At 71.4% G+C, this 24,414-nt stretch carries 15 protein-coding genes and 2 pseudogenes; 6 read left to right on the top strand and 11 right to left on the bottom strand.

The annotated features are described in order from the left end of the window. Positions 1-126: 126 nt before the first annotated feature. The 4 genes and pseudogenes from AB0G63_RS27710 to AB0G63_RS27695 form a co-directional block, all read right to left on the bottom strand. A pseudogene (locus AB0G63_RS27710) lies at positions 127-539 on the bottom strand (SDR family NAD(P)-dependent oxidoreductase); the annotation flags it as partial. 93 nt (positions 540-632) lie between these two features. Next, positions 633-1,550 carry a methyltransferase domain-containing protein gene (locus AB0G63_RS27705; RefSeq protein ID WP_360755409.1) on the bottom strand — a complete coding sequence of 306 codons (918 nt, stop codon included), beginning with the start codon at positions 1,548-1,550 and terminating at the stop codon, positions 633-635. A 260-nt stretch (positions 1,551-1,810) separates the two neighbouring features. Then, a complete protein-coding gene (locus AB0G63_RS27700; protein WP_360755406.1) occupies positions 1,811-3,529 on the bottom strand; it encodes a glycoside hydrolase family 6 protein in 1,719 nt (572 codons plus the stop codon). Between the two features lie 29 nt (positions 3,530-3,558). Next, complete coding sequence (locus tag AB0G63_RS27695) at positions 3,559-5,052, bottom strand: cellulase family glycosylhydrolase (protein WP_360755404.1); 1,494 nt, start codon at positions 5,050-5,052, stop codon at positions 3,559-3,561. Between the two features lie 274 nt (positions 5,053-5,326). Between AB0G63_RS27695 and AB0G63_RS27690 the strand changes: the two genes are divergently transcribed. Continuing rightward, positions 5,327-8,254: a glycoside hydrolase family 48 protein gene (locus AB0G63_RS27690; protein WP_360755402.1), complete on the top strand. Its 2,928-nt coding sequence runs from the start codon at positions 5,327-5,329 to the stop codon at positions 8,252-8,254. Positions 8,255-8,447: 193 nt separating this feature from the next. Continuing rightward, complete coding sequence (locus tag AB0G63_RS27685; protein ID WP_360755399.1) at positions 8,448-11,114, top strand: cellulose binding domain-containing protein; 2,667 nt, start codon at positions 8,448-8,450, stop codon at positions 11,112-11,114. Between the two features lie 45 nt (positions 11,115-11,159). Here AB0G63_RS27685 and AB0G63_RS27680 read toward each other — a convergent pair whose 3' ends face one another. Then, positions 11,160-12,947: a rhamnogalacturonan lyase gene (locus tag AB0G63_RS27680; protein ID WP_360755417.1), complete on the bottom strand. Its 1,788-nt coding sequence runs from the start codon at positions 12,945-12,947 to the stop codon at positions 11,160-11,162. Beyond that, positions 12,851-13,424, bottom strand: a pseudogene (locus tag AB0G63_RS27675) (WYL domain-containing protein). The gene AB0G63_RS27680 and the pseudogene AB0G63_RS27675 overlap by 97 nt, the downstream one beginning before the upstream one ends. Positions 13,425-13,497: 73 nt before the next feature. Between AB0G63_RS27675 and AB0G63_RS27670 the strand changes: the two are divergent. Next, a complete protein-coding gene (locus AB0G63_RS27670; RefSeq protein WP_360755397.1) occupies positions 13,498-13,686 on the top strand; it encodes a hypothetical protein in 189 nt (62 codons plus the stop codon). Here the strand turns inward: AB0G63_RS27670 and AB0G63_RS27665 are convergent. Together AB0G63_RS27665 and AB0G63_RS27660 are read right to left on the bottom strand one after the other, a co-directional pair. Beyond that, entirely contained in the window at positions 13,670-14,410 is a 741-nt protein-coding gene (locus tag AB0G63_RS27665) for a class I SAM-dependent methyltransferase (RefSeq protein ID WP_360755394.1), read from the bottom strand. The two genes, AB0G63_RS27670 and AB0G63_RS27665, sit on opposite strands and share 17 nt — an antisense overlap. A gap of 4 nt (positions 14,411-14,414) precedes the next feature. Then, positions 14,415-14,720, bottom strand: a complete 306-nt coding sequence (locus AB0G63_RS27660; RefSeq protein WP_360755392.1) for a 4a-hydroxytetrahydrobiopterin dehydratase — start codon at positions 14,718-14,720, stop codon at positions 14,415-14,417. 132 nt (positions 14,721-14,852) lie between these two features. On the opposite strand from AB0G63_RS27660, the gene AB0G63_RS27655 reads away from it, so the two are divergent. The 3 genes from AB0G63_RS27655 (at position 14,853) to AB0G63_RS27645 (ending at position 17,603) form a co-directional block, all read left to right on the top strand. Continuing rightward, positions 14,853-15,689 carry a helix-turn-helix transcriptional regulator gene (locus AB0G63_RS27655; protein ID WP_360755389.1) on the top strand — a complete coding sequence of 279 codons (837 nt, stop codon included), beginning with the start codon at positions 14,853-14,855 and terminating at the stop codon, positions 15,687-15,689. A 97-nt stretch (positions 15,690-15,786) separates the two neighbouring features. Further along, positions 15,787-16,650 carry a helix-turn-helix transcriptional regulator gene (locus AB0G63_RS27650; protein ID WP_360755386.1) on the top strand — a complete coding sequence of 288 codons (864 nt, stop codon included), beginning with the start codon at positions 15,787-15,789 and terminating at the stop codon, positions 16,648-16,650. 143 nt (positions 16,651-16,793) lie between these two features. After that, on the top strand, positions 16,794-17,603 hold the full coding sequence (locus tag AB0G63_RS27645) for an SAM-dependent methyltransferase (protein WP_360755384.1): 810 nt from the start codon (positions 16,794-16,796) through the stop codon (positions 17,601-17,603). Between the two features lie 100 nt (positions 17,604-17,703). Here the strand turns inward: AB0G63_RS27645 and yicI are convergent, their stop codons facing one another. The 3 genes from yicI to AB0G63_RS27630 are packed head-to-tail and all read right to left on the bottom strand — an operon-like array spanning position 17,704 to position 24,244. Then, a complete protein-coding gene (yicI, locus tag AB0G63_RS27640; protein WP_360755382.1) occupies positions 17,704-19,986 on the bottom strand; it encodes an alpha-xylosidase in 2,283 nt (760 codons plus the stop codon). Further along, positions 19,983-21,380: a GH1 family beta-glucosidase gene (locus AB0G63_RS27635; protein ID WP_360755379.1), complete on the bottom strand. Its 1,398-nt coding sequence runs from the start codon at positions 21,378-21,380 to the stop codon at positions 19,983-19,985. Before AB0G63_RS27635 ends, yicI begins: the two co-directional genes overlap by 4 nt. Then, on the bottom strand, positions 21,377-24,244 hold the full coding sequence (locus tag AB0G63_RS27630; RefSeq protein WP_360755376.1) for a glycoside hydrolase family 3 C-terminal domain-containing protein: 2,868 nt from the start codon (positions 24,242-24,244) through the stop codon (positions 21,377-21,379). The genes AB0G63_RS27635 and AB0G63_RS27630 overlap by 4 nt, the downstream gene beginning before the upstream one ends. Positions 24,245-24,414 lie beyond the last annotated feature (170 nt).

The raw sequence follows: 24,414 nt of genomic DNA, 5'->3' as shown, positions 1-24,414 counted from the left end.
GGGCAAGGCCGCCGGCAAGTGGTCGGCGGGGGGCGAGGGAAACCTGCGTGCCTCGCTGCGGCCCCCGACGGGGCACCTGGACAGGGCGGGCGGCCTCCCGCGTACCGGGTCAGTTGGGCTGGCCGAGCTGCCGACCAGCACGATCCGGTCCCGGTCTCCTTCAGGGCGTCGATGGACGCGCGGATGAGCAGCGCGGGGCCGAGCACGTTGGTCAGCACCATGTCGGTCCAGCCCGCGGGGTCGCCCTCCGCGACCGAGTCATGGGTGGCGGAACCGGCGTTGGCGACGACCGTGTCGAGCCGGCCGAACTCCTCGATCGTGGCGGTGACGGCGGCCCGCACGTCGGCGTACTCGGCCGAGTTCCCGGTGATCGTCAGCAGCCCCTCCGGGTGGCCGAGTCCGGCGGCGAACTCCCGCAGCCGGCGCTCGCCCCGCCCCGTGACGGCCACCCGGCGCCCGGCGTCGAGCAGCCGCCGCACCACCGCCGCCCCGATGCCGCTGCCGCCGCCGGTGATGAGCGCGACCGGTGCGCCGGTCATGGTGATACCCCCTGACGTCCCTTGACGTCGGGGGGAGTTCATCACTTGGAGCGCTCCCGAAGTGAGGGCCCGGCGTGGTTCACCCGGCGTGGTTCATCCGGTGCGGACGGCGGTGTGCACCGTGTGGGCGGCCAGCACGAACACGTCCGGACGGTGGTGCACGCTCGCCCGGTCGTCGGGGTCGAGGAGACGGTCGAGGGTGGTGCGGTCGTCGGCGTCCAGGGCGTCGCCGAACGCCTCCCGCAGCCGGGACAGGCTCGCGGCGATGTAGGCCCGGGCCCGGTCGGGGGCCGGTGCGGGCAGGTCGAGGAGGAAGCTGCGGGTGCGGGCGTGCGTCAGGCCCGCACCGGTCAGCATGGCCGGCCAGTCCTCCACCTCGGCGACGGCGCCGGGCAGACCGGCCCGCATCTGGGCGAACCGCTCGGCCTCCAGGGCGTCCAGCCGGGCCTCGAGACCCGGGCGCCCGAAGCCGAGGTCGCGCGGCAGGTACCGGGACGGCAGCCCACCCTCCATGATCGCGAGCGTGCCGCCGGGTGCCAGCCGACGTGCGAAGGCGGCGAGGGCGGCGCGCTGGTCGCCCAGGTGGTGCAGGCTGCGGCCCGCCCACAGCAGGTCGGCCGGGTAGTCCAACTCGTCCAGGACATCCGGGAGTTCACCGGCCAGGGTGTCGAACCGGTCGGCGTACCCGAGCCGGGCGGCCCGCGACCGGGCGCGCTCCAGGAGTGGCTCGGAGCCGTCGACGGCCAGTACGCGGGCGCCGGTGAACGTCTCGGCGAACAGGCACGAGACGACTCCGGGGCCGCTGCCCGCGTCGACGATCAGACCCGGCTCGGTCACCTCCTTGCCGAGCCAGAAGAGTGCCTGCTCGTACAGGGGGGTGAACAGTTCGGCCTGGGCCTCGAGGAACGGGGCCATCTCGGCCCAGTCGATGTCCGTGTGATGCCCGTGGGCGGGGTGGCCGTGGTCGTGACCGCCGTTGTGTGCGTGGTGGCCGTGGTCCGGGTGTGCCATGGTCGTCAGCCTCTCGTCCTGGGATGCCGCCAGCGTGCTCCGGCGCACCGGACGGGGCCACTTCTGTTGCGGGCGCGGCAAAAAACGGCGATGCGCGGGACGCGTGGTCCCGCGCGAGCCGACGGCGGACGTGATCGGCGGTGGATTCGCGATCCGCCGGGGTCGTGCCCGGGAGGGGCGACCCCGGCGGATCACCGGTGACCGGCCGGGATGTGGTTCACCGACCGGTCACCGCGCTACGGCGCCACCGCACTGCCGTGCTACGGCAGCGGCGGGTAGGCGTTCTGCATCAGCTGCTGGAACTGGGCCGAGAACCAGTGCCCGGACAGCGGCGCGTTGGGCAGGGCGCCCGACATGCTGTTGCCGTTGCGGGCGTTGCCCGTGTAGGTCGGGTCGCACATGCGGTCGAAGCCCTTGCCCTCGTCGTTCGCGATGGCGCTGCTGGAGCCGTCGGACTCACCCGGGGGCTTCATCCAGACGTAGGCGTCGATCCCGGCGGCGGGGCTGGCCTGCGGGCGCTCACCGAGGCCGGCGCCGGCCTGGTTGCACCAGTTGCCGACGTGGATACGACGGTCGTAGCGGCCGCCGTCGACATAGGCGTCGACGCTGGTCTTCGGGCCGGCCGCGGTGGGCCGGGCGGTGCCGCCCCAGCCGTTGCGGGAGGTGTCGATCAGCATGCCGATGTTGGAGTTGAAGCCGACCGAGACCAGCTGGTTGCGGAAGGCCTGCGCGAAGGAGAGCTCGTCGACGTAGCGGTTCCAGTCGACCCACTTCGACTGGCGCACGGAGGTCCCGTTCACCGAGTCGTTGATGGTGAAGTGGTCTTCCTTCAGGGCGCTGTAGTTGGCCGTGTTGGTGATGAAGCCGGCGACGTCGTTGACGGTCGCGCCCTCACTGGTGGCCGCCTGCTTGAACAGGTTGGCCGACGCGCCGAAGTTGTCGTCCCAGCCGATCCAGCCGTGGTGGCCGGCGTCGAGGTAGTTGTAGACGTTCGGGATCGCGCCGAGCTTGGCGAGCGCGTAGCCGACGCCCTTGATGTAGTTGCCGTTGGCGAGCATGGTGTCGCAGTTGGGGGTGGCGGTGGGGCGGCTGCCGGTGTTGGTGACGAGGTTGGGCAGCGAGTCGATCTCGATGGTGGTGACGATCCGCAGCGAGGCGTACTTCGGGTCGGCCAGGATCGCCGCGATCGGGTCGATGAACTGCGTCTTGTACTTGTCGATCTCCGTCGGGCCGAGTTCGCCGTTGGAGGCGAGGGCGGCGCAGTCACGGCCGGGCAGGTCGTAGATGACCAGCTGGACGACCTCTTCGTTGCTGCCCTTCTGCGTGAGGGCCTTGTCGAGGTGGTCGCGCAGGCCCATGCCGCCGTTGACCCCGTTGATCGCGGCGATGCGGTCGAGCCAGACGCCGGTGGGCTGGTTGGAGACGCGGCTGCCGCCCGGTTCGGCGGCGGCCTTCGCGGACCACTCCGGGTTCACGTAGACCTTGGCGCCGGCGTACGGGTTGTCGACGCGGCCGCTCGGGTCGGTGGTGCCGCCGCCGTTGTCACCGCCGCCGCTGCCGTCGTCGACGTTGCAGGTCACGCCGTCGAGGGTGAACGTGCCCGGCACCGCGTTGGTGCCGCTGTAGGTGCCCTGGAACCCGAAGCTGGCCGAACCGCCGTTCGCCAGCGTCCCGTTGTAGGACTCGTTGTTCGCCGTCACGGCGGTGCCGCTCTGGCTGATCTTGGCGTTCCAGTAGTTGGTGATCTTCTGGTTGCCGGCGTAGGACCACTTCAGCGACCAACTGCTCTTCGCGGCGCCGTTGTTCGTCACCGTCACGGCGGCGGTGAAGCCGGTGTCCCACTGGTTCTGCACCTTGTAGTCGACGGTGCAGGGGATGGCGGACAGGCCGGCGTCCGCCGGGACGACGGCCGTCGCCGTCCCGGCCGTCCCGGCGACCAGCGCCAGGGCGGCGAGTATCGATGTTCTCGTGCGGCTCATGAAAGCGGGTTTCCTGTTCTGTCGGGGGATCAACCGTTCAGCGCGCGCAAGTGGTCGCGCAGCCCCGCGCCGTACGACGTGGGGGTACCGTCGTAGGCGGAGATGAGGGAGGGACCGGAGGAGCAGTCCCAGGTGTTCCAGGTCCAACCGAGGTAGGAGAGGCCCCGGTCGTCGAACCACTTCATGACCTGGTCGACGAAGGAGTGCGAGCAGGTGTTCTCCCCGATCTCCCCGGCCACCAGCGGCACCTGGGCCGCCACCGGGGCGAGCGTGGAGTTCCAGCAGCTCTCGTTCGAGCAGGTGTTGAAGTTGTAGACGTGATAGGCGGCGACGAGATTGCCCGTGGGGTCGCTGGGCTTGTACGTCAGCCACTGGCTCAGGTCGTTGGAGTAGGCGAGCCCGCCGGCCAGGACGACGTTCTTCGCGCCCGTGGCGCGGACCGCGTCGACCAGGTCCTGCATTCCGGCGACCTCGTAACCGATGCCGGGGCAGTTGCCGCCGTCCCGCCAGCACTGCCACGCCTGGGTGGTCGTGGAGGTCGCGCGGTCCGGATAGGGCTCGTTGAACAGGTCGAAGGCGACGGCCGGATCGTCCTTGAAGGTGCTCGCCACCGAGGACCAGAACGACGGCGAGTACTGCATGTCCGGCATCGGCTTCTGGCAGGTGGCGTGCACGTCGGAGCAGCCGGCCGAATTGCCGGTGTACTGGCCGTAGCTCCAGTGCAGTTCGACGATCGGCGTCATGCCGTGCGCCTCGACGCGGGCCACCAGGTCCTTGACGGCGGCCACGTAATTTGCTCCGCCGTACTCGGGCTTGATGTTGGAAAGACCCAGCCAGCACTCCTCGTTGAGCGGAATGCGGACCGTGTTGGCCTTCCAGTCCGCGATCGCCTTGACCGCGGCATCGTCGACGGGACCGTCCCAGATGCCGTAGCCCTGCACGCACATGAACTCGCCACCGGACCGGTTCACGCCGAGCAGCCGGTGGTTCGTTCCCCCCGCGTCCACGAGCTTGTTGCCCGAGACGTGCAGCGCGGGCGCCTTGCCGCCGCCCGTGCCGGGCGGGTTGCTCGGCGTAGGCGTAGGTGTCGGCGTCGGCGACGGTTCGGCGTCGACGTTACAGGTGGTGCCGTTGAGCGTGAACGACGCCGGCGCGGCGTTGTTCCCCGACCACGAGGCGATGAACCCGGCGCTGACGCTCGCGCCGGTGGCCAGGGAACCGTTCCAACTCTCGTTGGCAGCGGTCACCTTGGTGCCGGACTGGGACCACTTGGCGCTCCAGCCCTGGGTGACCTTCTGTCCGCCGGAGAAGTCGAAGCCGAGGCTCCAGCTGCTCAGCGCGGCCGAGTTGTTGGTGATCTTCACGGCGCCCTGGAAGCCGTCCGCCCACTGGCTGGTGACGGAGTACTCCACCGTGCACGCGGGCGTGGCTCCCTGCGCCGTGACGGCCGGCACGGTGATCGCCCCGATGAGGGCGGTCGCGCCGGCAATGGCTAAAAGTGCTGAACGCGGGGGGTGTCGCATGAGCGACTCCTTGCAGATCAGGCGCACCGTAACCGGCGCGTCGACTGATGGAATCGCTCCCACTGGTGACCAAGAAGCTAGCGCCAAGTGACCGAGCTGAACAGAGGGTGACAGAAACTTTCTTGACTTGTCCTTGTCACAGAGCCGTCGAATCTTTTCGACTCTTCGAACATCTTGACCGCTCCTACCCTCATCCCCACTATGGGAGCGCTCCCACTGGTTCAAGGCTTGTTGCTCCTACCCCACTCTCCGAGCCGCAAGGAGGAACCGGCACATGCAATCCAGACGCAGACGCCGCGCCGCATGGGCGGGACCGCGGCGCCTGTGGACCGCCGCCCTGGCGGCCCTCGCGCTCCCGTTGGCCATGCTGTCGACGGGCTCAACGACCGCCCACGCGGCGGCACTTCAGTGCAGCGTCGACTACAAGACGAACGACTGGGGCTCCGGCTTCACCGCGGACCTGACGATCACCAACCACGGTACGGACGCCATCGACGGCTGGACACTGACGTATTCCTACTCAGGCAACCAGAAGCTCAGCAACGGCTGGAGCGGCACCTGGTCCCAGTCGGGTCAGCAGATCACGGTGAAGGACGCCGGGTACAACGGGAAGGTGGCCGCGGGCGCCGCCGTCTCCACCGGCGCGCAGTTCACCTACAGCGGCACCAACACCGCACCCACGAGTTTCGCGATCAACGGCACCACCTGCGCCGGCGCCCACCAGCCGCCGGTCACCGTGCTGACCAGCCCCACCGCGGGCGCCGTCTACACGCAGGGCGACGCGGTCCCGCTCGCGGCCACCGCCGCGGCCGCCGACAACGCGACGATCAGCAAGGTCGAGTTCTACGACGACACGACGCTGCTGGGCACCGACACCAGCTCGCCGTTCACCTTCTCGGCCTCTGGCTTGACCGTGGGCAGTCATTCTCTGGTGGCGAAGGCGTACGACAGCCTGGGCGCGTCCGCGGAGTCCACGCCGGTCGGCATCACGGTCGCCTCCGGTCCCGCGGTGGTCGCCTCGCCGACCCAGCTCGGCGTCCAGCAGGGCAAGTCGGGCACGTACGAGGTGAAGCTGTCCACCAAGCCCTCCTCCAACGTCACCGTGACGACGGCCCGCGCGAGCGGCAACTCCGGCCTGACGGTGTCCGGCGGGACGACCCTCACCTTCACGCCCTCCAACTGGAGCACGGCGCAGCAGGTGACCGTCACCGCCGACTCCTCCGGCACCGGCTCGGCGACCTTCGAGTCGACGGCGACCGGCCACTCCAAGGCCACCGTCACCGTCACCGAGCTGGCCGCCTCCAAGGCGTACGACGCCCGCTTCCTGGACCTCTACGGGAAGATCACCAACCCGGCGAACGGCTACTTCTCGCCCGAGGGCATCCCGTACCACTCGGTCGAGACGCTGATCGTGGAGGCGCCGGACCAGGGCCACGAGACCACGTCGGAGGCGTACAGCTACCTGCTGTGGCTGCAGGCCATGTACGGCAAGGTCACCGGTGACTGGTCGAAGTTCAACGGCGCGTGGGGCCTGATGGAGAAGTACATGATCCCCACCCACGCCGACCAGCCCACCAACTCCTACTACAACGCGTCCAAGCCGGCCACCTACGCGCCGGAACTGGACACCCCGAACGAGTACCCGGCCAAGCTGGACACCGGCGTGTCGGTCGGCTCGGACCCGATCGCGAGCGAGCTGAAGAGCGCGTACGGCACGGACGACGTCTACGGCATGCACTGGATCCAGGACGTCGACAACGTCTACGGCTACGGCAACGAGCCCGGCAAGTGCGAGGCGGGGCCGACGGCGACCGGACCGTCGTACATCAACACCTTCCAGCGCGGTCCGCAGGAGTCGGTGTGGGAGACGGTTCCGCAGCCCACCTGTGACGCCTTCAAGTACGGCGGCACGAACGGCTACCTGGACCTGTTCACCGGCGACTCGTCCTACTCCAAGCAGTGGAAGTACACCGACGCCCCGGACGCCGACGCCCGTGCGGTGCAGGCCGCCTACTGGGCCGACGTGTGGGCGAAGCAGCAGGGCAAGGGCAGTGACGTCGCCACGACGGTGGGCAAGGCCGCCAAGATGGGCGACTACCTGCGCTACGCCATGTACGACAAGTACTTCAAGAAGATCGGCAACTGTGTCGGCCCGTCCAGCTGCGCGGCCGGGACCGGCAAGGACGCCTCGCACTACCTGCTCTCCTGGTACTACGCGTGGGGCGGCGCCACGGACACCAACGCCGGCTGGGCCTGGCGCATCGGCTCCAGCCACGTCCACGGCGGTTACCAGAACCCGCTCGCCGCGTACGCCCTCAGCAGCTACGCGGACCTGAAGCCGAAGTCGGCGACGGGCGCGGCGGACTGGAGCAAGTCGCTGCAGCGGCAGCTGGAGTTCTACCAGTGGCTGCAGTCGTCCGAGGGCGCCATCGCGGGCGGCGCGACCAACAGCTGGGCGGGCCGGTACGCGACCCCGCCGTCGGGCACGCCGACCTTCTACGGCATGTACTACGACTGGCAGCCCGTCTACCACGACCCGCCGTCCAACCAGTGGTTCGGCTTCCAGGCGTGGTCGATGGAACGGGTCGCCGAGTACTACCAGCAGACGGGAGACGCCAAGGCCAAGGCGGTTCTCGACAAGTGGGTGAAGTGGGCGCTGTCGAAGACCACGATCAACCCGGACGGCACCTACCAGATCCCGTCGACGCTCCAGTGGTCGGGCCAGCCCGACACCTGGAACCCGTCGAGCCCCGGCTCCAACAGCTCGCTGCACGTCACCGTCGCCGACTACACCAACGACGTCGGTGTGGCCGCCGCGTACGCCAAGACCCTGACGTACTACGCCGCCAAGTCCGGTGACGCGACGGCCAAGTCGACGGCGAAGGCGCTGCTGGACGGCATGTGGGCGAACTACCAGGACAGCCTGGGCGTCGCCGTCCCGGAGACCCGCGCCGACTACAACCGCTTCAACGACACCGTCTACGTCCCGAGCGGCTGGAGCGGCAAGATGCCGAACGGCGACACGATCAACTCGTCGTCGACGTTCTCCTCGCTGCGTTCGTTCTACAAGAACGACCCGGCCTGGTCGAAGATCCAGAGCTACCTCGCGGGCGGAGCCGCGCCCGTCTTCACGTACCACCGGTTCTGGGCCCAGGCGGACATCGCCCTGGCCATGGGCTCGTACGCGGAGCTTCTCGAATAGCCCCCGCCGAGCGCTCCGGGGAAGGGCGGCACCGCGACCGCCGCCCTTACCCGGAACCGCTTGAAGGCTCCGTGTGCGTGGCCTCGCCACCTGACGGCGAGGCCGACCTGCCGGGCGGCCCCCTACCTGCACCGGGGGCCGCCCGGCACTCGCGCGTTTTCCCCTGTCCCCCGCTCAGGAAGGACGCCCCACCGTGCGAAGAACCCGCATCCTCACGGCCGTGCTGGCGCTCGCGGCCGGTCTGCTCGCGGGCACCCCGCCCGCACTCGCGGCCGGCAGCGCCCCGAAGACGACGCTCACCGCCGACACCTACACCTGGCACAACGCCCGCATCGACGGCGGCGGTTTCGTCCCCGGCATCGTCTTCAACCGCTCCGAGAAGAACCTGGCCTACGCCCGCACCGACATCGGCGGCGCCTACCGCTGGCAGCAGTCGACGAAGACCTGGACGCCCCTGCTGGACTCGGTCGACTGGGACCACTGGGGGCACACCGGCGTGGTCAGCCTCGCGTCGGACTCCGTCGACCCGGACAAGGTGTACGCGGCCGTCGGCACGTACACCAACAGCTGGGACCCGGGCAACGGCGCCGTGCTCAGGTCCTCCGACCGGGGCGCCAGCTGGCAGAAGACCGACCTGCCCTTCAAGCTGGGCGGCAACATGCCCGGCCGGGGAATGGGCGAACGCCTGGCCATCGACCCGAACAAGGACAGCGTGCTGTACCTTGGCGCGCCCAGCGGCAAGGGCCTGTGGCGGTCGACGGACTCGGGCGTGACCTGGTCGCAGGTGACGGCCTTCCCCAACCCCGGCAACTACGCGCAGGACCCGAGCGACACCTCCGGCTACGCCTCCGACAACCAGGGCATCGTCTGGGTCACCTTCGACGAGTCCACCGGCACGTCCGGCAGCGCGACGAAGACGATCTACGTCGGGGTCGCCGACAAGGACAACGCGGTGTACCGCTCGACGGACGCCGGCGCGACCTGGACCCGGCTGGCCGGGCAGCCGACCGGATACCTGGCGCACAAGGGCGTGCTGGACGCCAAGAACGGCTACCTGTACCTCGCATACAGCGACAAGGGCGGCCCCTACGACGGCGGCAAGGGGCGGCTGTGGCGGTACGCCACCGCGACCGGCACCTGGACGGACATCAGCCCGGTCGCCGAGGCGGACACCTACTACGGCTTCAGCGGGCTGACCGTCGACCGGCAGCACCCGGGCACGGTGATGGCGACGGGCTACAGCTCCTGGTGGCCGGACACGCAGATCTTCCGTTCCACGGACAGCGGCGCGACCTGGACGAAGGCGTGGGACTACACGTCGTACCCGAACCGGGTGAACCGCTACACCATGGACGTCTCCTCCTCGCCGTGGCTGACCTGGAACGCGAACCCCTCACCGCCCGAGCAGACCCCGAAACTCGGCTGGATGACCGAGGCGCTGGAGATCGACCCGTTCGACTCCGACCGGATGATGTACGGGACGGGCGCGACGGTCTACGGCACCGAGAACCTGACCAAGTGGGACAGCGGGAGCCAGTTCACCATCAAGCCGATGGTGCAGGGGCTGGAGGAGACGGCCGTCCTCGACCTCGCCTCTCCCCCGTCGGGCGGCGCCCAGTTGTTCAGCGCGCTCGGTGACATCGGCGGCTTCCGCCACACGGACCTGACGAAGGTCCCGTCGATGATGTACACCTCCCCGACCTTCACCACGACCACCAGCCTGGACTTCGCCGAGACGAACCCGAACACCGTCGTGCGCGTCGGCAACCTGGACTCCGGCCCGCACGTCGCGTTCTCGACGGACAACGGCGCCAACTGGTTCGCGGGCACCGACCCCTCGGGCGTCAGCGGCGGCGGGACGGTCGCGGCGGCGGCCGACGGCAGCCGCTTCGTGTGGAGCCCGGACGGCACCGGCGTGCAGTACACGACCGGTTTCGGCTCGTCCTGGTCGGCGTCGAGCGGCATCCCGGCCGGCGCGATCGTCGAGTCCGACCGGGTCGACCCGAAGACCTTCTACGGCTTCAAGTCGGGGAAGTTCTACGTGAGCACGGACGGCGGAGCCACCTTCACGGCGTCCTCCGCGAGCGGCCTGCCGAGCGGTGACAGCGTCCGCTTCAAGGCGCTGCCCGGCGCCAAGGGCGACGTGTGGCTGGCGGGCGGGGCGAGCGGCAGCGCGTACGGCCTGTGGCACTCCACCGACGGCGGGGCGAGCTTCACCAAGCTGGCGAACGTCGACCAGGCCGACACGATCGGCTTCGGCAAGGCGGCGACGGGAGCGTCCTACCAGACCCTCTACACCAGCGCGAAGATCGGCGGTGTGCGGGGCATCTTCCGCTCCACCGACAAGGGCGCGAGCTGGACCCGCATCAACGACGACGCCCACCAGTGGGCCTTCACGGGCGCCGCGATCACCGGCGACCCGCGGGTGTACGGGCGGGTGTACGTGTCGACGAACGGGCGCGGGGTGATCTACGGGGACACCTCCGACACCGGCGGGGGCGACAGCGGCGGCGGCACCGACCCGACGCCCACCCCGACCGGCGCCTGCACGGTGACGTACAAGATCACCAACCAGTGGTCGGGCGGTTTCCAGGCGGACGTGCAGCTGAGCAACACCGGGTCCAGCGCCTGGAGCGGCTGGTCGCTCGGCTGGTCCTTCCCGGACGGCCAGCAGATCTCCCAGCTGTGGAACGCCGGCTTCACCCAGTCGGGCGCCGCGGTGACGGCGAAGAACGTGACCTGGAACGCCAATGTGGCGGCCGGGTCGTCGGTGAGCTTCGGCTTCACCGGGAGCTGGTCGGGCTCGAACACGAAGCCGGCCTCGTTCAAGCTGGGCGACCAGGAGTGCACGGTCGCCTGACCGGCCGGTGGGTGCGCGCACCGCGGGGCGCGCACCCACCTCCGCTCACGGTGTGTACACCGTGGGCCGCGGCGCCGTCGCCATCCCGTCGCCGATGAAGAAGCTCGGGTGCGGGGGCTGGTTGTAGGCGGTGTTCTGCCAGGCCAGGGCCGTGCGGTACTGGGTGTCGTGCAGCAGGGTGGTGATCCTGGTGCTCGTCTCGTACGGCGTCGAGTAGATCCTCAGCGCCGTGTTGTCGCTGGTCGGCCAGACGACCTCCTCACGCCAGTCGCCGAGGATGTCGCCGGACAGCGACGGCGTCGCCTTGGTGCTGTTGTTGGAGTGCACCGACGCGCCGGTCAGCAGGCGGGTGTCGGACGAGGTGCCGTACTTGTCGATGTGGGTGCCGTCGAGGAGTTCGCGGACGGTGTCGCCGTCCCACCAGGACAGGAAGTTGGTCGAGCCCGGCTTGCGGCTCGCGACGACCGTTCCCTTGGGGTTGCGGATGCCGCTCTCCGCGGCCGACCAGGACTCGGCGCCGGCGCTGCCGGCCCAGATGTCGCCGGAGACGCCGCGGCCGTTGTCGCCGTTGGCGGGGGTGGACCAGATGACCTGGCCGGTCCTCGCGTCCGCCATCCAGGACGACGGCTTGGAGGAGTCCTCGTCGACCTTGAACTCCTCCAGGCCCGCCCGGGACGGGTCCAGGTCGCCGACGTGCATCGCGTCGCCGTGGCCGTTCTTCGTGGTCCACAGCCCGGAGCCGTTGTCGTCCACGGCCATCGAACCGTAGACGATCTCGTCCTTGCCGTCGCCGTCGACGTCCGCGACGGACAACTGGTGGTTGCCCTGGGCGTCGTAGCCCTTGCCGGAGTTGGTCGAGGAGTTGGTGTCGAAGGTCCAGCGGCGGGTGAAGGCCCCGCCCCGCCAGTCCCAGGCGGCGATCACCGTGCGGGTGTAGTACCCACGGGCCATGATCAGCGAGGGGCGGGAGCCGTCCAGGTAGGCGGTGCCCGCCAGGAACCGGTCGACGCGGTTGCCGTAGGAGTCGCCCCACGACGAGACCGTGCCGCGGGCCGGGACGTAGTCGACCGTCTGCATCGCCTTGCCGGTCTGCCCGTTGAACATGGTCAGGTACTCGGGGCCGGACAGCACGTACCCGCTGGAGTTGCGGTAGTCGGCGGAGGAGGAGCCGATGACCGCGCCGGTGCCGTCGACCGTGCCGTCGGCGGTCTTCATGGCGACCTCGGCCTTGCCGTCGCCGTCGTAGTCATAGACCTGGAACTGCGTGTAGTGCGCGCCGGAGCGGATGTTGCGGCCCAGGTCGATGCGCCACAGCCGGGTGCCGTCGAGCTTGATGCCGTCCAGGACGGTGTTCCCGGTGTAGCCGGACTGGGAGTTGTCCTTGGCGTTCGTCGGCTGCCACTTCAGGACGAGGTCGAGCTGTCCGTCGCCGTTCAGGTCGCCGACGGAGGCGTCGTTGGCCTCGTAGGTGTAGGCCACGCCGTCCGGGGTGGTGCCGCCGGCCGGCGGGGTGATGGGGACGTCCTTGTAGCCGTTGCTCAGCTGCAGCGCGTGCTCGGAGTCGCCCTGCTCGGCGCCGTTCACGACCGCGCGGACGGTGTAGTCGGCGTTGGCGGCGCCGCCGGAGTGGAAGTAGTTCGTGGAGCCGGTGATCGGGCTGGAGTTGAGCTTGGCGCCGGACCGGTAGACGTTGAAGGCGACGTTGTCCGGGTCGGTGCCGAGCCAGCGCCAGCTGATCAGGTTGCCGCTGCTGGTGTGGACGCTGACCAGGCCGCGGTCGAGCTTCTCGACCTGCCGCGCCGTAGCGGCCTGGGCCGCCGTGGGGGGAAGCAGCGCGGTGAGTCCGGCGCCGACGAGGGCGGCGGCCGCCGTGGCGGCGGAGAGCAGGACTCGGCGTCTGCGGTGCGGGTGCGGGTGCTGCACGGGACGGACCTCCTGGGAGGACGGATGGGTTCCGCTCTCTCAGTCGCCGGCGCTCCGCGCCGCGTTGCCGTATCTTTCGGCCAGTTCGGCGAGGTTCTCGCCATCTTGGCGCGCAGTTCCGCCGGGCGCAGCACCTCGACGTCCGCGCCGAGGCGCAGGAACTCGCCGTGCGCGTGGCCGAAGGACTCGATGGGAACGGTGAACAGCCGCCAGCCATCCGCCTCTTCGGGCCCGGCCGGGCTGGTACGCCGTCCAGTACACGGCCGGCTCGAAGTCGTCAGGTCGGGCGAACTCCTCTTCGGTCAAGGTGAGTTCGAGGATCCGGTCGATACGGAAGGTGCGCGGCCCCGGGACGGCGACGACGTACCAGCGGCCCGCCTTCAGCACCAGGCCGTACGGCTCCAGGCGGCGCCGCACGTCGGTCGGTTCGGCCCGGCGGCGGTACAGGTTCCCGCCGGTCGTGGGCGGTTTCGCGGACCGCCGCGGCGAGTTCTACGGCGATGACCGGCACGACGGGAAGGACGTGCGGGTGCGGTTCGGGTGGACGGTCCTCTCCCCCGCCGCCGCCCGCTGGGAGCAGGCGTTCTCCGTGGACGGCGGCCGGACCTGGCCGACCGACTGCACGATGGACTTCACCCGGGCTTCCTGAAGGCGCGCAGGTGGAACACGGGGTCGGGGCGCGGCCGGTCCTGGTCGGGCAGCTGGGCGAGCCGGGTGGCGAACCGCTCGGTGAGCGGATCGCCGGGCGGCAGCGTGACGAACCAGCCGCGCCGCAGGTCGGCGATGGTGCGGCGGGGGCTGCGGCCCTGGCCCCGGCCCGGGAAGCCGGCCTGCCCGGCGGGGAGCAGCCCGTGCTCGGCGGCGCGCCGGGTGACGCGGTCGGCGGCGTCGCGGGCCGGGCTGCGCGGGCGGGCGGCCAGGACGGCGTCGATGTCGCTGCCGACGTTGTGGGACGCGGCCTTGTCCACGGTGGTGACGTACACCCCGCCGGGGCGCAGCACCCGGGCGCACTCGCCGACGGCGGCGCGGACGCCGTCCTCGTCGAGGAGGTGCAGCAGCCAGACGCTGGTGACGGCGTCGAAGGCGGCGTCCGGGAACGGCAGCGCGCGGCTGTCCGCCAGCACGACCGTGCCGGGCAGCCGCGCGGCGGCCATCCGGGCCATGCCCTGGGTCCGGTCGACGCCGGTCACCCGGGCGGCGGGCAGCGCGGCGGCCAGCCTCCGGGTCACTATCCCGGTGCCGCAGCCGATGTCGAGGAGCCGGCCGACGCGTGCGGGGAGCAGGCCCAGCACGGCGTCGGCGGCGGCCTCGGCCCTCGGCTCACCGCCGCGGGAGGCGTCGTAGACGTCGGCTTCCTTGTCGTAGTCGAGCACGGCGTCACTTGGCTCCGTGCCCGGGCGCGAGCGCCTCCACCCTCCGGGCGAGCGCGAAGTCCAGCTCGGTGATCTTCCCGCCGACGCTGTGCGTGTTCACGGACAGGGAGACGGTGTGGTAGCCGAGGGTGAGGTCGGAGTGGTGGTCGAGCTCCTCCTGGATCTGGGCGACGTGCACGACCATGGCGGTGGCCGCGAAGTGCGAGCCGAGCCGGTAGGAGCGGGTCAGGCGGTCGCCGTCGGCCGCCCAGCCCGGCAGCTCGGCCAGCCGGTCCTCGATCTCGGTGCGTGACAGCGGTTCGACGGGCATGAACTCGCTCCTCTCCGGGGGCCGGTACGCCTCTTCCAGCCTGCCACAGCCGCGCCGCCGCGTCCCTGGTCAGAACCACGCGGTGCGGCTTGAGCCACGGACATCCAGCCGCCGTCGACTACGGTCTTCCGTATGACGATTCTCGCCTCCGGCGGCACCGCGTCCGCCGCCGTCCCCGCCGGCCAGGGCGTCGGCCCGTTACTGCGGGCGTGGCGGGAGCGGCGGCGGGTCAGCCAGCTGGAGCTGGCGCTGCGCGCCGACTCCTCCGCCCGGCACATCAGCTTCATCGAGACGGGCCGCTCCCGGCCGAGCGAGGAGATGGTGCTGAAGCTGGCCGAGCACCTGGAGGTGCCGGTGCGCGAGCGCAACGCCCTGCTGCTGGCGGCCGGTTACGCCCCCCGCTACCCGAGGACCCCGCTGGACTCCCCCGCGCTGGACGCCCTGCGCGCGGGCCTGGAGCGTCTCATCCAGGGCTACGAGCCCTATCCGGCGCTGGTGGTCGACGCGACGTACGACGTGGTCACGGCCAACCGGGGCGTCATGATGCTGCTGGAGGGCGTCCCCGACGCCCTGCTGAAGCCCCCGCTGAACGCGATGCGGCTGACGCTGCACCCGCAGGGCCTCGCGCCCCGCATCCGCAACCTGCGCGAGTGGCGCGGGCATCTGCTGGCCCAGATGGAGCGGCAGATCGCCCTGGACCGCTCCGAGCCGCTGCGGGAGCTGTACGAGGAGGTGGCGGCGTATCCGGTGCCGGCGGGCGGGCAGGGCCACGAACCGGCCGAGTCCGTGCCGTACTTCGCGCTGCCGATGGTGATCGAGCACGCGGGCCGGACGCTGTCCTTCGTCTCGTCCATCTCCACGTTCAACACGCCCATGGACGTGACGGTCGCCGAGCTGGCCATCGAGACGTTCCTTCCGGCCGACCCGGCGACGGTCAAGTACCTCCAGTCGCCGGTGCCGCACGCGTGACGGCAGCCCGATGTGTATCTTCGCGGATCCTGTGAGAGTGTCGACGGAACATGACACACTGCTTCGCGCAGACGACGGTGCGTAGGGGAGGCGTGGCGTGAGTGAGCGGCGTCCCGCTCCCACGGTGGGGCAGGTGGTGCTCGGCAGGCGCCTGCAGGAACTGCGGGAGGCGGCCGGCCTCAGACGTGAGGAGGCCGCACGCGTCCTGCGGGTGGCGCCGGCGACCGTGCGGCGGATGGAGATGGCCGAGGTCGCGCTGAAGATCCCGTACGTGCAGGTGCTGCTGACCACGTACGGCGTGTCGGAAGCCGAGGCGGCCACGTTCGTCGCGCTGGCCGAGGAGGCGAACCGGCCGGGCTGGTGGCAGCGGTTCCACGACGTGCTGCCGGAGTGGTTCAGCCTGTACGTCAGTCTCGAGGGCGCCGCCCGGATCATCCGCTCCTACGAGCCGCACTTCGTGCCGGGGCTGCTGCAGACCCCGGAGTACGCGCGCGCCGTCATGGAGGCGGGGACGGTCGGGCAGACCGGCCCGGAAGGCATCGAGCGGCACGTGTCGCTGCGCATGGCCCGGCAGCGGCTGCTGGAGCGCCCCGACCCGCCCCACCTGTGGGTGATCATGGACGAGACGGTGCTGCGGCGCCCGGTGAGCATCCGCTCCGAGGTGATGCGCGACCAGTTGGACAAGCTGCTGGAGTTCACGGAACGCGACCGGATCACGCTCCAGGTCGCCGAGTTCTCCGACGGCCCGCACCCGGGGACGGTCGCGCCCTTCACGCTGTTCCGGTTCGCCCAGCCCGAGCTGCCCGACCTGGTCTTCGCCGAGTACCTCACCGGCGCGCTGTACCTGGACTCCCGCAAGGAGGTCTCCGCGCACCTGGAGGTCCTGGACCACATGACCGCGCGCGCCGCGTCGGCCGAGCGCACCAAGAAGATCCTGCGGGAGTACCGCGAGAACTTCTGAGCCGTCCCGCCACCGGATCACGCGCCGCACCTTCCGGGCGCACCCCTTCCGGGCACGCACATTCCGAGCACCTCCGAAGCACCTTCGAAGCACCGCCGAAGCACGCCGAAGCACCTTCCGAGAGACCGAGGAGAAGACAGCGCATGACCGGATCCGACGCCACCGCCGTCCAGATCGACACGAGCCGGCCGCACCCGGCCCGGGTGTACGACTGGTGGCTGGGAGGCAAGGACAACTACCCGGTGGACGAGGAACTGGCCCGCAGGATCCTGGCCTCGGACGGGACCGCGGTGCGCGGGGCGCGGGCCAACCGCCGGTTCATGCACCGGGCCGTGCGCACCGCGGCCGAGGCGGGCGTCCGCCAGTTCCTGGACATCGGCACCGGCATCCCCACCGAGCCCAACCTGCACCAGGTCGCCCAGGCGGCCGCCCCGGAGGCCAGAGTGGTGTACGCGGACAACGACCCGATCGTGCTGCGGCACGCCCAGGCGTTATTGCAGAGCACGCCCGAGGGCAGCACCGACTACATCCACGCCGACGTCCGCGACCCCGGCACGATCCTGCGCCTGGCCGGCGAGTCGCTGGACTTCGACCGTCCGGTGGCGCTGTCCCTGGTGGCGCTGACCCACTACCTGGGCGACGCGGAGGACGACGTGTACGGCCTGGTCAAGCGGTACGTCGACGTCCTCGCGCCGGGCAGCCACCTGATCCTCTCCCAGGTCACCCAGGACCTCAGCCCGGACGGCGTGGCCAAGGCCGCGGAGCTGTTCCGCAGGAGCGGCACGCCCTTCTACCCGCGCACCCTGCCGGAGTTCTCCCGCTTCTTCGACGGCCTGGAACTGCTCGGCCCCGGCGTGATCCCCGTCTACGGCTGGCGCCCGGACCCGGAGGACGTCACGGCCCAGGCCGAGGGCGTCGTACCGGTCTACGCGGGAGTGGCCCGCAAGAACTGACCGGCGCACGCGCCGGGCGCTCCCCGGGGCCGTACCCGGGGAGCGCGCGGCGGCATGATCCGGACGACGGGCCCGGCGCCTGGCCGGCGCGCCGGACGCCTCAGTCCTCGTAGGGGACCTCGGTCACCGCGGCTCCCCCGGTGACCGTGTGCACCGCGCCGCCCGGGCCGCCGGTCCGCAGCCGCCAGGGGTGCGGGCTGTCGGTCGTCACGCGGAGCCGGCCGCCCTCGCGGCGGACGTGGAAGCGGGCCGTCTCGCCGGTGCCGTCGGTGCGCGGGATCACGACCGTGCGCTCGGCCCCGTCGGCGAAGGCGTGCACGCGCAGCTCGACGTCCTCCGCCCACGCCGAGACCGGCCGCTGGTCGTCGGCGGCCAGCGGGATCACCGACTCCGGGCGGGCGAGCAGCGGCAGGGTGTGGAAGCCGTGCCGCTCGGTCACCCACCGCGGGCCGGTGACCCGGGCGCCGGTCAGGATGTTGGTCCAGGTTCCCTCGGGCACGTAGTACTCGACGGTGCCGTCGTCGGAGAAGACGGGGGCGACGAGCAGGTCGTCGCCGAGCATGTACTGGCGGTCGAGCAGGGCGGCGGTGGGGTCGTCGGGGAACTCCAGCAGCATGGCGCGCATCACCGGGACGCCGGTGGTGTGCGCCTGCTGCGCGGCGCGTTGGAGGTAAGGCGCGAGGCGGTGCTTGAGGAGGGTGAACTCGCGGGTGACCTCGACGGCTTCCTCGCCGTAGTCCCACGGGACGCGGTACGAGTTGCTGCCGTGCAGGCGGCTGTGCGAGGAGAGCAGGCCGAACTGCACCCAGCGCTTGAAGACGGCCGGGGTGGGGGTGCCTTCGAAGCCGCCGATGTCGTGGCTCCAGAAGCCGAAGCCGGACAGGCCCAGGGAGAGGCCGCCGCGCAGCGACTCGGCCATGGCGCCGAAGTGGGAGTCGCAGTCGCCGCCCCAGTGCACGGGGTACTGCTGGCCGCCGGCGGTGGCCGAGCGGGCGAAGAGCAGGGCCTCGCCCTCGCCGCGCTCCTCCCGCAGCAGTTCGAAGACGGCCTGGTTGTACAGGTGGGTGTAGTAGTTGTGCATCCGCTCCGGGTCGGAGCCGTCGTGCCAGACGACGTCGGTGGGGACGCGTTCGCCGAAGTCGGTCTTGAAGCAGTCCACGCCCTGGGCGAGCAGGGTGCGCAGCTTGCCGGTGTACCAGTCGCGGGCGGCCGGGGAGGTGAAGTCGACCAGGGCCATTCCGGCCTGCCACAGGTCCCACTGCCACACGCTGCCGTCCGGCCGGCGCACCAGGTGGCCCTCGCGCATTCCCTCCTCGAACAGCGGGGACTTCTGGGCGATGTACGGGTTGATCCAGGCGGAGATCTTCAGGCCGCGTTCCCTGAGCCGGGCCAGCATGCCCTCGGGATCGGGGAAGGTCTCGGAGTCCCAGTCGAAGTCGCACCACTGGTAGGCGCGCATCCAGAAGCAGTCGAAGTGGAAGACGCTCAGCGGGATGCCGCGTTCGGCCATGCCGTCGATGAAGCCGCCCACGGTGGCCTCGTCGTAGTCGGTGGTGAAGGACGTGGTCAGCCACAGGCCCAGGGCCCAGGCCGGGGGCAGGGCCGGGCGGCCGGTCAGCGCGGTGTAGCGCTGGAGGACCTCCTTGGGGGTGGGGCCGTGGACGACGAAGTACTCCAGCGACTGGTCCTCGACGCTGAACTGCACCTGGCCGACCGACTCCGAGCCGACCTCGTAGCCGACCTTGCCGGGATGGTTGACGAAGACGCCGTAGCCGCGGTTGGTGAGGTGGAACGGGACGTTCTTGTAGGCCTGTTCGCTGCTGGTGCCGCCGTCGGCCTGCCAGATGTCCACCGTCTGGCCGTTCTTGACGAACGGGGTGAACCGCTCGCCCAGGCCGTACACCGACTCGCCGACGCCGAGGGCGAGTTGCCCGACCATGTGGTGGCGGCCCTCGGCGTCGGTGACGAATCCGTTGCCCCGCTCCCCCGCGGAGGTCAGCACGCGCCCGTCCGCGACGAACTCCAGCCGCCACGGGCGGGAGGTGTCGACGCGCAGGGTCAGCCCGCCGGAGGTGAGGGTGAGCAGCGGGCCCTCGCGGCCGACCCTGCCCGCGTCCTCGCCGGCGCCGGGCAGCGCGAAGTCCGGTCCGCGGCGCGCGGATCCGGCGTGATGGGTGGTGCGCACCCCGATCACGCCCTCGGCCGGGGACCAGCACTCGACAGTGAGCAGCGGGCTGTTGAGGGTGCCGCCGCGGCGGGTGACCTGCTTCACCGGCGCGTAGAGGGTCATCCGGTGCCCGTCGGCGCGCACGTCGGCGATCTCGGCGGCGAAGTGGGCGGTGCAGCCCGGACGCATGAGCCAGTAGCCGTCCGTGAACTTCATCGGGTTTCCTCAGTACGGGCGCGGTGCGCGGTGATCAGGTCCCGGTACCAGCGGTAGCTGTCCTTGGGGGTGCGGGTCTGGGTGTCGTAGTCGACGCGGATCAGGCCGAAACGCTGCTCGTAGCCGCGTGCCCATTCGAAGTTGTCCAGCAGCGACCAGACGTAGTAGCCGCGCACGTCCACCCCGGCGGCGACGGCGTCGGCCACGGCGCCCAGGTGGTCGGCGAGGTAGCCGATCCGGTCGGTGTCGTGGACCTGGCCGTCGGGTGCGACGGTGTCGGTCTCGGCGGAGCCGTTCTCGGTGATCCAGACGGGAGGCAGCCGCGGGTGGCGGGCGTGCAGGTCGCGGAGCAGTTCGGTGAACGCGGACGGGACGACGGGCCAGCCCATGGTGGTGTGCCGGGTGCCGTACGGGTCCACCTCGGCCACGCCGATGTCCACCGCGGTGCGCCCGGCGGGGTCGTCGGCCTGGTGCGGCGCCGCGGCCACGCAGATGGGCCGGTAGTAGTTCAGGCCGACGAAGTCCAGTGGCGTGCCGATCAGTCGCAGGTCGTCCGGGAGCCGCCAGGGGCCGTCCGCCTGCCCGGCCCACGTCTCGGACTCGTGCTCGGGGTAGCGTCCGGCGAACAGCGGCTCGGTCCAGACGTCGTTGTGCAGGGTCTCGGCGCGGCGGAGGGCCGCGAGGTCCTCGGGCCGGTCCGAGGCGGCGTGGATCCGGTCGAGGTTGAGGGTGATGCCGACTTCGTGGTCACCGCTCGCGCGCAGGGCGCGCACCGCCAGACCGTGGCCGACCAGGAGGTGGTGGGCCGCGGCCAGGGCGCCGGCGCCCTCCCGGGTGCCGGGCGCGTGGCGTCCCTCGGCGTGGCCGACGAAGGCGGAGCAGTAGGGCTCGTTGAGCGTGATCCAGCGCCGTACCCGGTCGCCGTAGCGCTCGGCGGCGAGGGCCGCGTACGCCGCGAACGCCTCCGCCGTCTCCCGGACGCGCCAGCCGCCGCGGTCCTCCAGGGCCTGCGGGAGGTCCCAGTGGTACAGGGTGACGCAGGGCTCGATGCCGGCGGCGAGCAGTTCGTCGATCAGACGGTCGTAGAAGTCCAGGCCCTTGGGGTTCGCCGGGCCGGTGCCCGCGGGCAGCAGGCGGGGCCAGGAGATCGAGAAGCGGTAGCCGTCGACGCCGAGGTCGCGCAGCAGGGCGACGTCCTCGCGGTAGCGGTGGTAGTGGTCGGCGGCCGTGTCGCCGGTGGCGCCGCCGAGCGTACGGCCGGGTGTGTGGCTGAAGGTGTCCCAGACGGAGGGCCCGCGGCCGTCCTCGTCGTGGGCGCCCTCGATCTGGTAGGCGGCGGTGGCGGCGCCGAAGCGGAAGCCGGCGGGCAGTACCGGGAAGACCTGATCGGTCATGCGTTGTGAACCTTCGGGGAGTCGAAGCGGAAAGAGGCGAGGCGGAAGTCGCCGTGCAGGGTGAGCCGCAGGTCGTGGACGCCGTCGACGGGGGACGCGGTCGCAGTGGTCACCGTCGTCCAGGTGTGGCGGCCGCCGGTCACCGGGACGGCGGTGGCGGCGATGAGCCGGTCGCCGGCCCGGACCTCCAGCACCGCCCCGCCCGGCCCGGTGTCCTCGCGGGCGACCTCCGCCTCGAAGCGGGTGGCGCCGGACAGGTCGGCCGAGCGGAACAGCAGGGTCGCGGGGCGCCCGGCACCGGCCGGGGTGACCGCGTCGCCGGCGGCGCGGGTGGCGTCGACGAGGGTGATGTCCGTGTGGTCGTCGAAGTCGGCGGCCCGGGTGCGCCGGCCGGCGACCGCGCGGGGTGCGGGGGCGGGGCCGGTCACGGTCAGCGGGGCGGTCAGGACGACGTGTTCCGCGGAGCGGGCGACGAGGACCTCGTAGGCGCCGGGGTCCACGGTGAAGGCGCCGGTGGCGACGTCCCAGTGGGCGAGCCGTTCCGCGGGCAGCCGGAAGGCCACCTCCCGGCTCTCGCCGGGTTCGAGCCGTACCTTGCGGAAGTCGGCGAGCCGCAGCCGGGGCGCCTCGTAGCGTGCGTCCACTGCCCGGACGTAGAGCTGCACCACCTCGCTGCCGGGCCGGTCCCCGGTGTTGGACAGCGTCACCGAGACGTCCAGCGCACCGTCCTGGGCCGTCGTCGGGGCCGACAGCCGCAGGTCGCGGTGGGCGAAGCCGGTGTAGGACAGGCCGTGCCCGAAGGCGTACAGGGGCGCGGTCCGGTGGTACTGGTAGGTCCAGCCCGCCTTGATGACGTCGTAGTCGAGGGGGTGCGGAAGCTCGTCGTCACCGCGGTACCAGGTCTGCGGCAGCCGGCCGGCCGGGTCGGCCTCGCCGAGCAGTACGGCGGCCAGCGCGCGGCCCGTCTCCTGCCCGCCGTGGGAGGTCCACACCACGGCGGGCAGGTGCTCGTCGGCCCAGTCGACGGCGTAGGGGCCGCTGCTCATGACGACCAGCGCCGTCCGCGGGCGGACCGCGGCGACCGCGCGCAGCAGGGCCTCCTGCGTGCCGGGCAGTGCGGTGCCCGAACGGTCCTCGGTCTCGCGGCCGTTGATGAGCGGGTGGTTGCCGAGGACCACGATCGCCGCGTCGGCCGCCGCGGCGGCCCGGCGTGCCTCGGCCGGCCCGTCCCGCAGCAGTTCGCGCTGCCAGCGTTCGGCGGTCCGCGGGGTGTCGGCGGTGACGCGGAGGCGGCCGTCGGCGGGGTCGACCGCCGCGTAGCGGCCGGTGCGGACGTGGCGCAGGAGCACGGTGCCGGGCTCGCCGAGCGGGTCCGGTTCCAGGGTGAACGTCTCGTCGACGTACCAGGTCTTGATCACCCGGCGGTCCACGGCGAGCGAGTCGTCGTCCTTGCGGCCGAGGTGGCGGCCGGTTGCGGCGTCGCGCAGGGTCAGCACACCGTCGCCCCACTCGGCGACGTCGAACGTGGTGCCCGCCAGGAGGTCGCCGGTGGTGCGGGAGCGCAGCGCGATCCGGTCGGCGCCCTCCTCGGTGACGACGTCGCCGCCGCCCGCGCCGAGCGCCGCCCGCAGCCCGGACGCGATGCCGACCTGGTAGGGCAGGGTGCCGCTGTACCAGTCCTCGTACAGGGTGTCGGCGTGCGGGCCGATGACGGCGATGCGCGGTGCGCGGTCCGCCCGGAGCGGAAGCAGGCCGTCGTTCTTGAGCAGCACCACCGACTCGGTCGCGGCGCGCAGGGCGAGGGCCCGGTGCTCGGGCGAGTCGATCACGTCCGGAGCGATCCCGGAGTACGGATCCAGGTCCGGGTCGAACTCGCCCAGCCGGAAACGCAGTTGGAGGTGGCGCCGGGCCGCGCGGTCGATGTCGGCCTCGTCGAGCAGGCCGCGCTCCAGGGCCTCGCGCAGCCGGCCGGCCGTGGTCGAACCGTCCTCGTCCAGGTCGGTGAAACTGTCGATGCCGGCTTTCAGCGCCGCGGCGTGGGCCTCGGCGTGGTCGTCGAAGTAGTGCTCCGGGTCGACCAGGTTGGCCGGCGCTTCGGCGTCGCTGACGCAGAACAGCTCGTGTCCGGTCGGCGCGGCCCAGCTGCGCAGCTCCGTCTCCAGGAGCGGACTGACGTGACAGGGACGGCCGTTGACCAGGTTGTACGCGGCCATCGCGCCGGTCGCCGCGCCCGAGGCGACGACGGGCCGGAAGGCGGCCAGGTCGTATTCCTGCAGTACACGGGGGCGCAGCCCGGAGGAGGTGACGCTGCGGCCGTCCTCGTTGTTGTAGGCGAGGAAGTGCTTGAGCACCGGAGCCGTGCGCAGGTAGGCCGGATGGCCGCCGGCCAGGCCCCGGCAGTAGGCCGTGCCGAGCCGCGCGGTGTGCACCGGGTCCTCGGAGTAGCCCTCCTCGTTGCGGCCCCACCGCGGGTCGCGCAGCAGGTTCACGACGGGCGCCCACACCTGGAGGCCGGGGGTGCCGATGTCGTCCACCGGGGGGCGGTGGTGGTGGAAGGCGCGCAGTTCGGCGGAGACGGCTTCGGCGACCTCGCGGACCAGATCCTCGTCCCAGGTCGCGCCCAGGCCCACGGCCTGCGGGAAGACCGTCGCCGTGCCGAGCCAGGCGACGCCGTGCAGCGCCTCCGTGCCGGTGCGGAACGCGGCGACGCCCAGGCGCGGGACGGCCGGTGCGTACTGGTGCAGCAGCGCGATCCGCTCGTCGAGGGTGAGCCGGCCGAGCAGGTCGTCGACGCGCTTGCCGGTCGGCAGCGCGGGATCACGGAACGGAATCCGGCCGGTGGCGGGCAGGGACGGAGATCCCACGTGGCAAACCCCTAGTGAAGACTGATGCGGAGAGCATATCGTCGAAGCGCTTCGACGCTGACATTCGGCCCGGAGGACTGTCAATAGCCCAAGGTGAAGAAACTTTCGCTGCGTTCTCCCCCTTGTTTCGTCAGATACATGCCATTAGCGTTCGCCGCCGAGTGAAGCGC

Source organism: Streptomyces sp. NPDC020996, assembly GCF_040641355.1.
Classification (GTDB): Bacteria; Actinomycetota; Actinomycetes; order Streptomycetales; family Streptomycetaceae; genus Streptomyces.
The sequence above is the reverse complement of the archived record's forward strand: the minus strand, read 5'-3'. Positions and strand labels throughout refer to the sequence as shown.

What these genes read in the sequence shown, in the direction of transcription:
- AB0G63_RS27645 (WP_360755384.1), top strand. Translation starts at nt 16,794, where the DNA reads ATGACCGGATCCGACGCCACCGCCGTCCAGATCGACACGAGCCGGCCG.
- AB0G63_RS27635 (WP_360755379.1), bottom strand. Translation starts at nt 21,380, where the DNA reads ATGACCGATCAGGTCTTCCCGGTACTGCCCGCCGGCTTCCGCTTCGGC.
- AB0G63_RS27690 (WP_360755402.1), top strand. Translation starts at nt 5,327, where the DNA reads ATGCAATCCAGACGCAGACGCCGCGCCGCATGGGCGGGACCGCGGCGC.
- yicI (WP_360755382.1), bottom strand. Translation starts at nt 19,986, where the DNA reads ATGAAGTTCACGGACGGCTACTGGCTCATGCGTCCGGGCTGCACCGCC.
- AB0G63_RS27705 (WP_360755409.1), bottom strand. Translation starts at nt 1,550, where the DNA reads ATGGCACACCCGGACCACGGCCACCACGCACACAACGGCGGTCACGAC.
- AB0G63_RS27695 (WP_360755404.1), bottom strand. Translation starts at nt 5,052, where the DNA reads ATGCGACACCCCCCGCGTTCAGCACTTTTAGCCATTGCCGGCGCGACC.
- AB0G63_RS27700 (WP_360755406.1), bottom strand. Translation starts at nt 3,529, where the DNA reads ATGAGCCGCACGAGAACATCGATACTCGCCGCCCTGGCGCTGGTCGCC.
- AB0G63_RS27660 (WP_360755392.1), bottom strand. Translation starts at nt 14,720, where the DNA reads ATGCCCGTCGAACCGCTGTCACGCACCGAGATCGAGGACCGGCTGGCC.
- AB0G63_RS27655 (WP_360755389.1), top strand. Translation starts at nt 14,853, where the DNA reads ATGACGATTCTCGCCTCCGGCGGCACCGCGTCCGCCGCCGTCCCCGCC.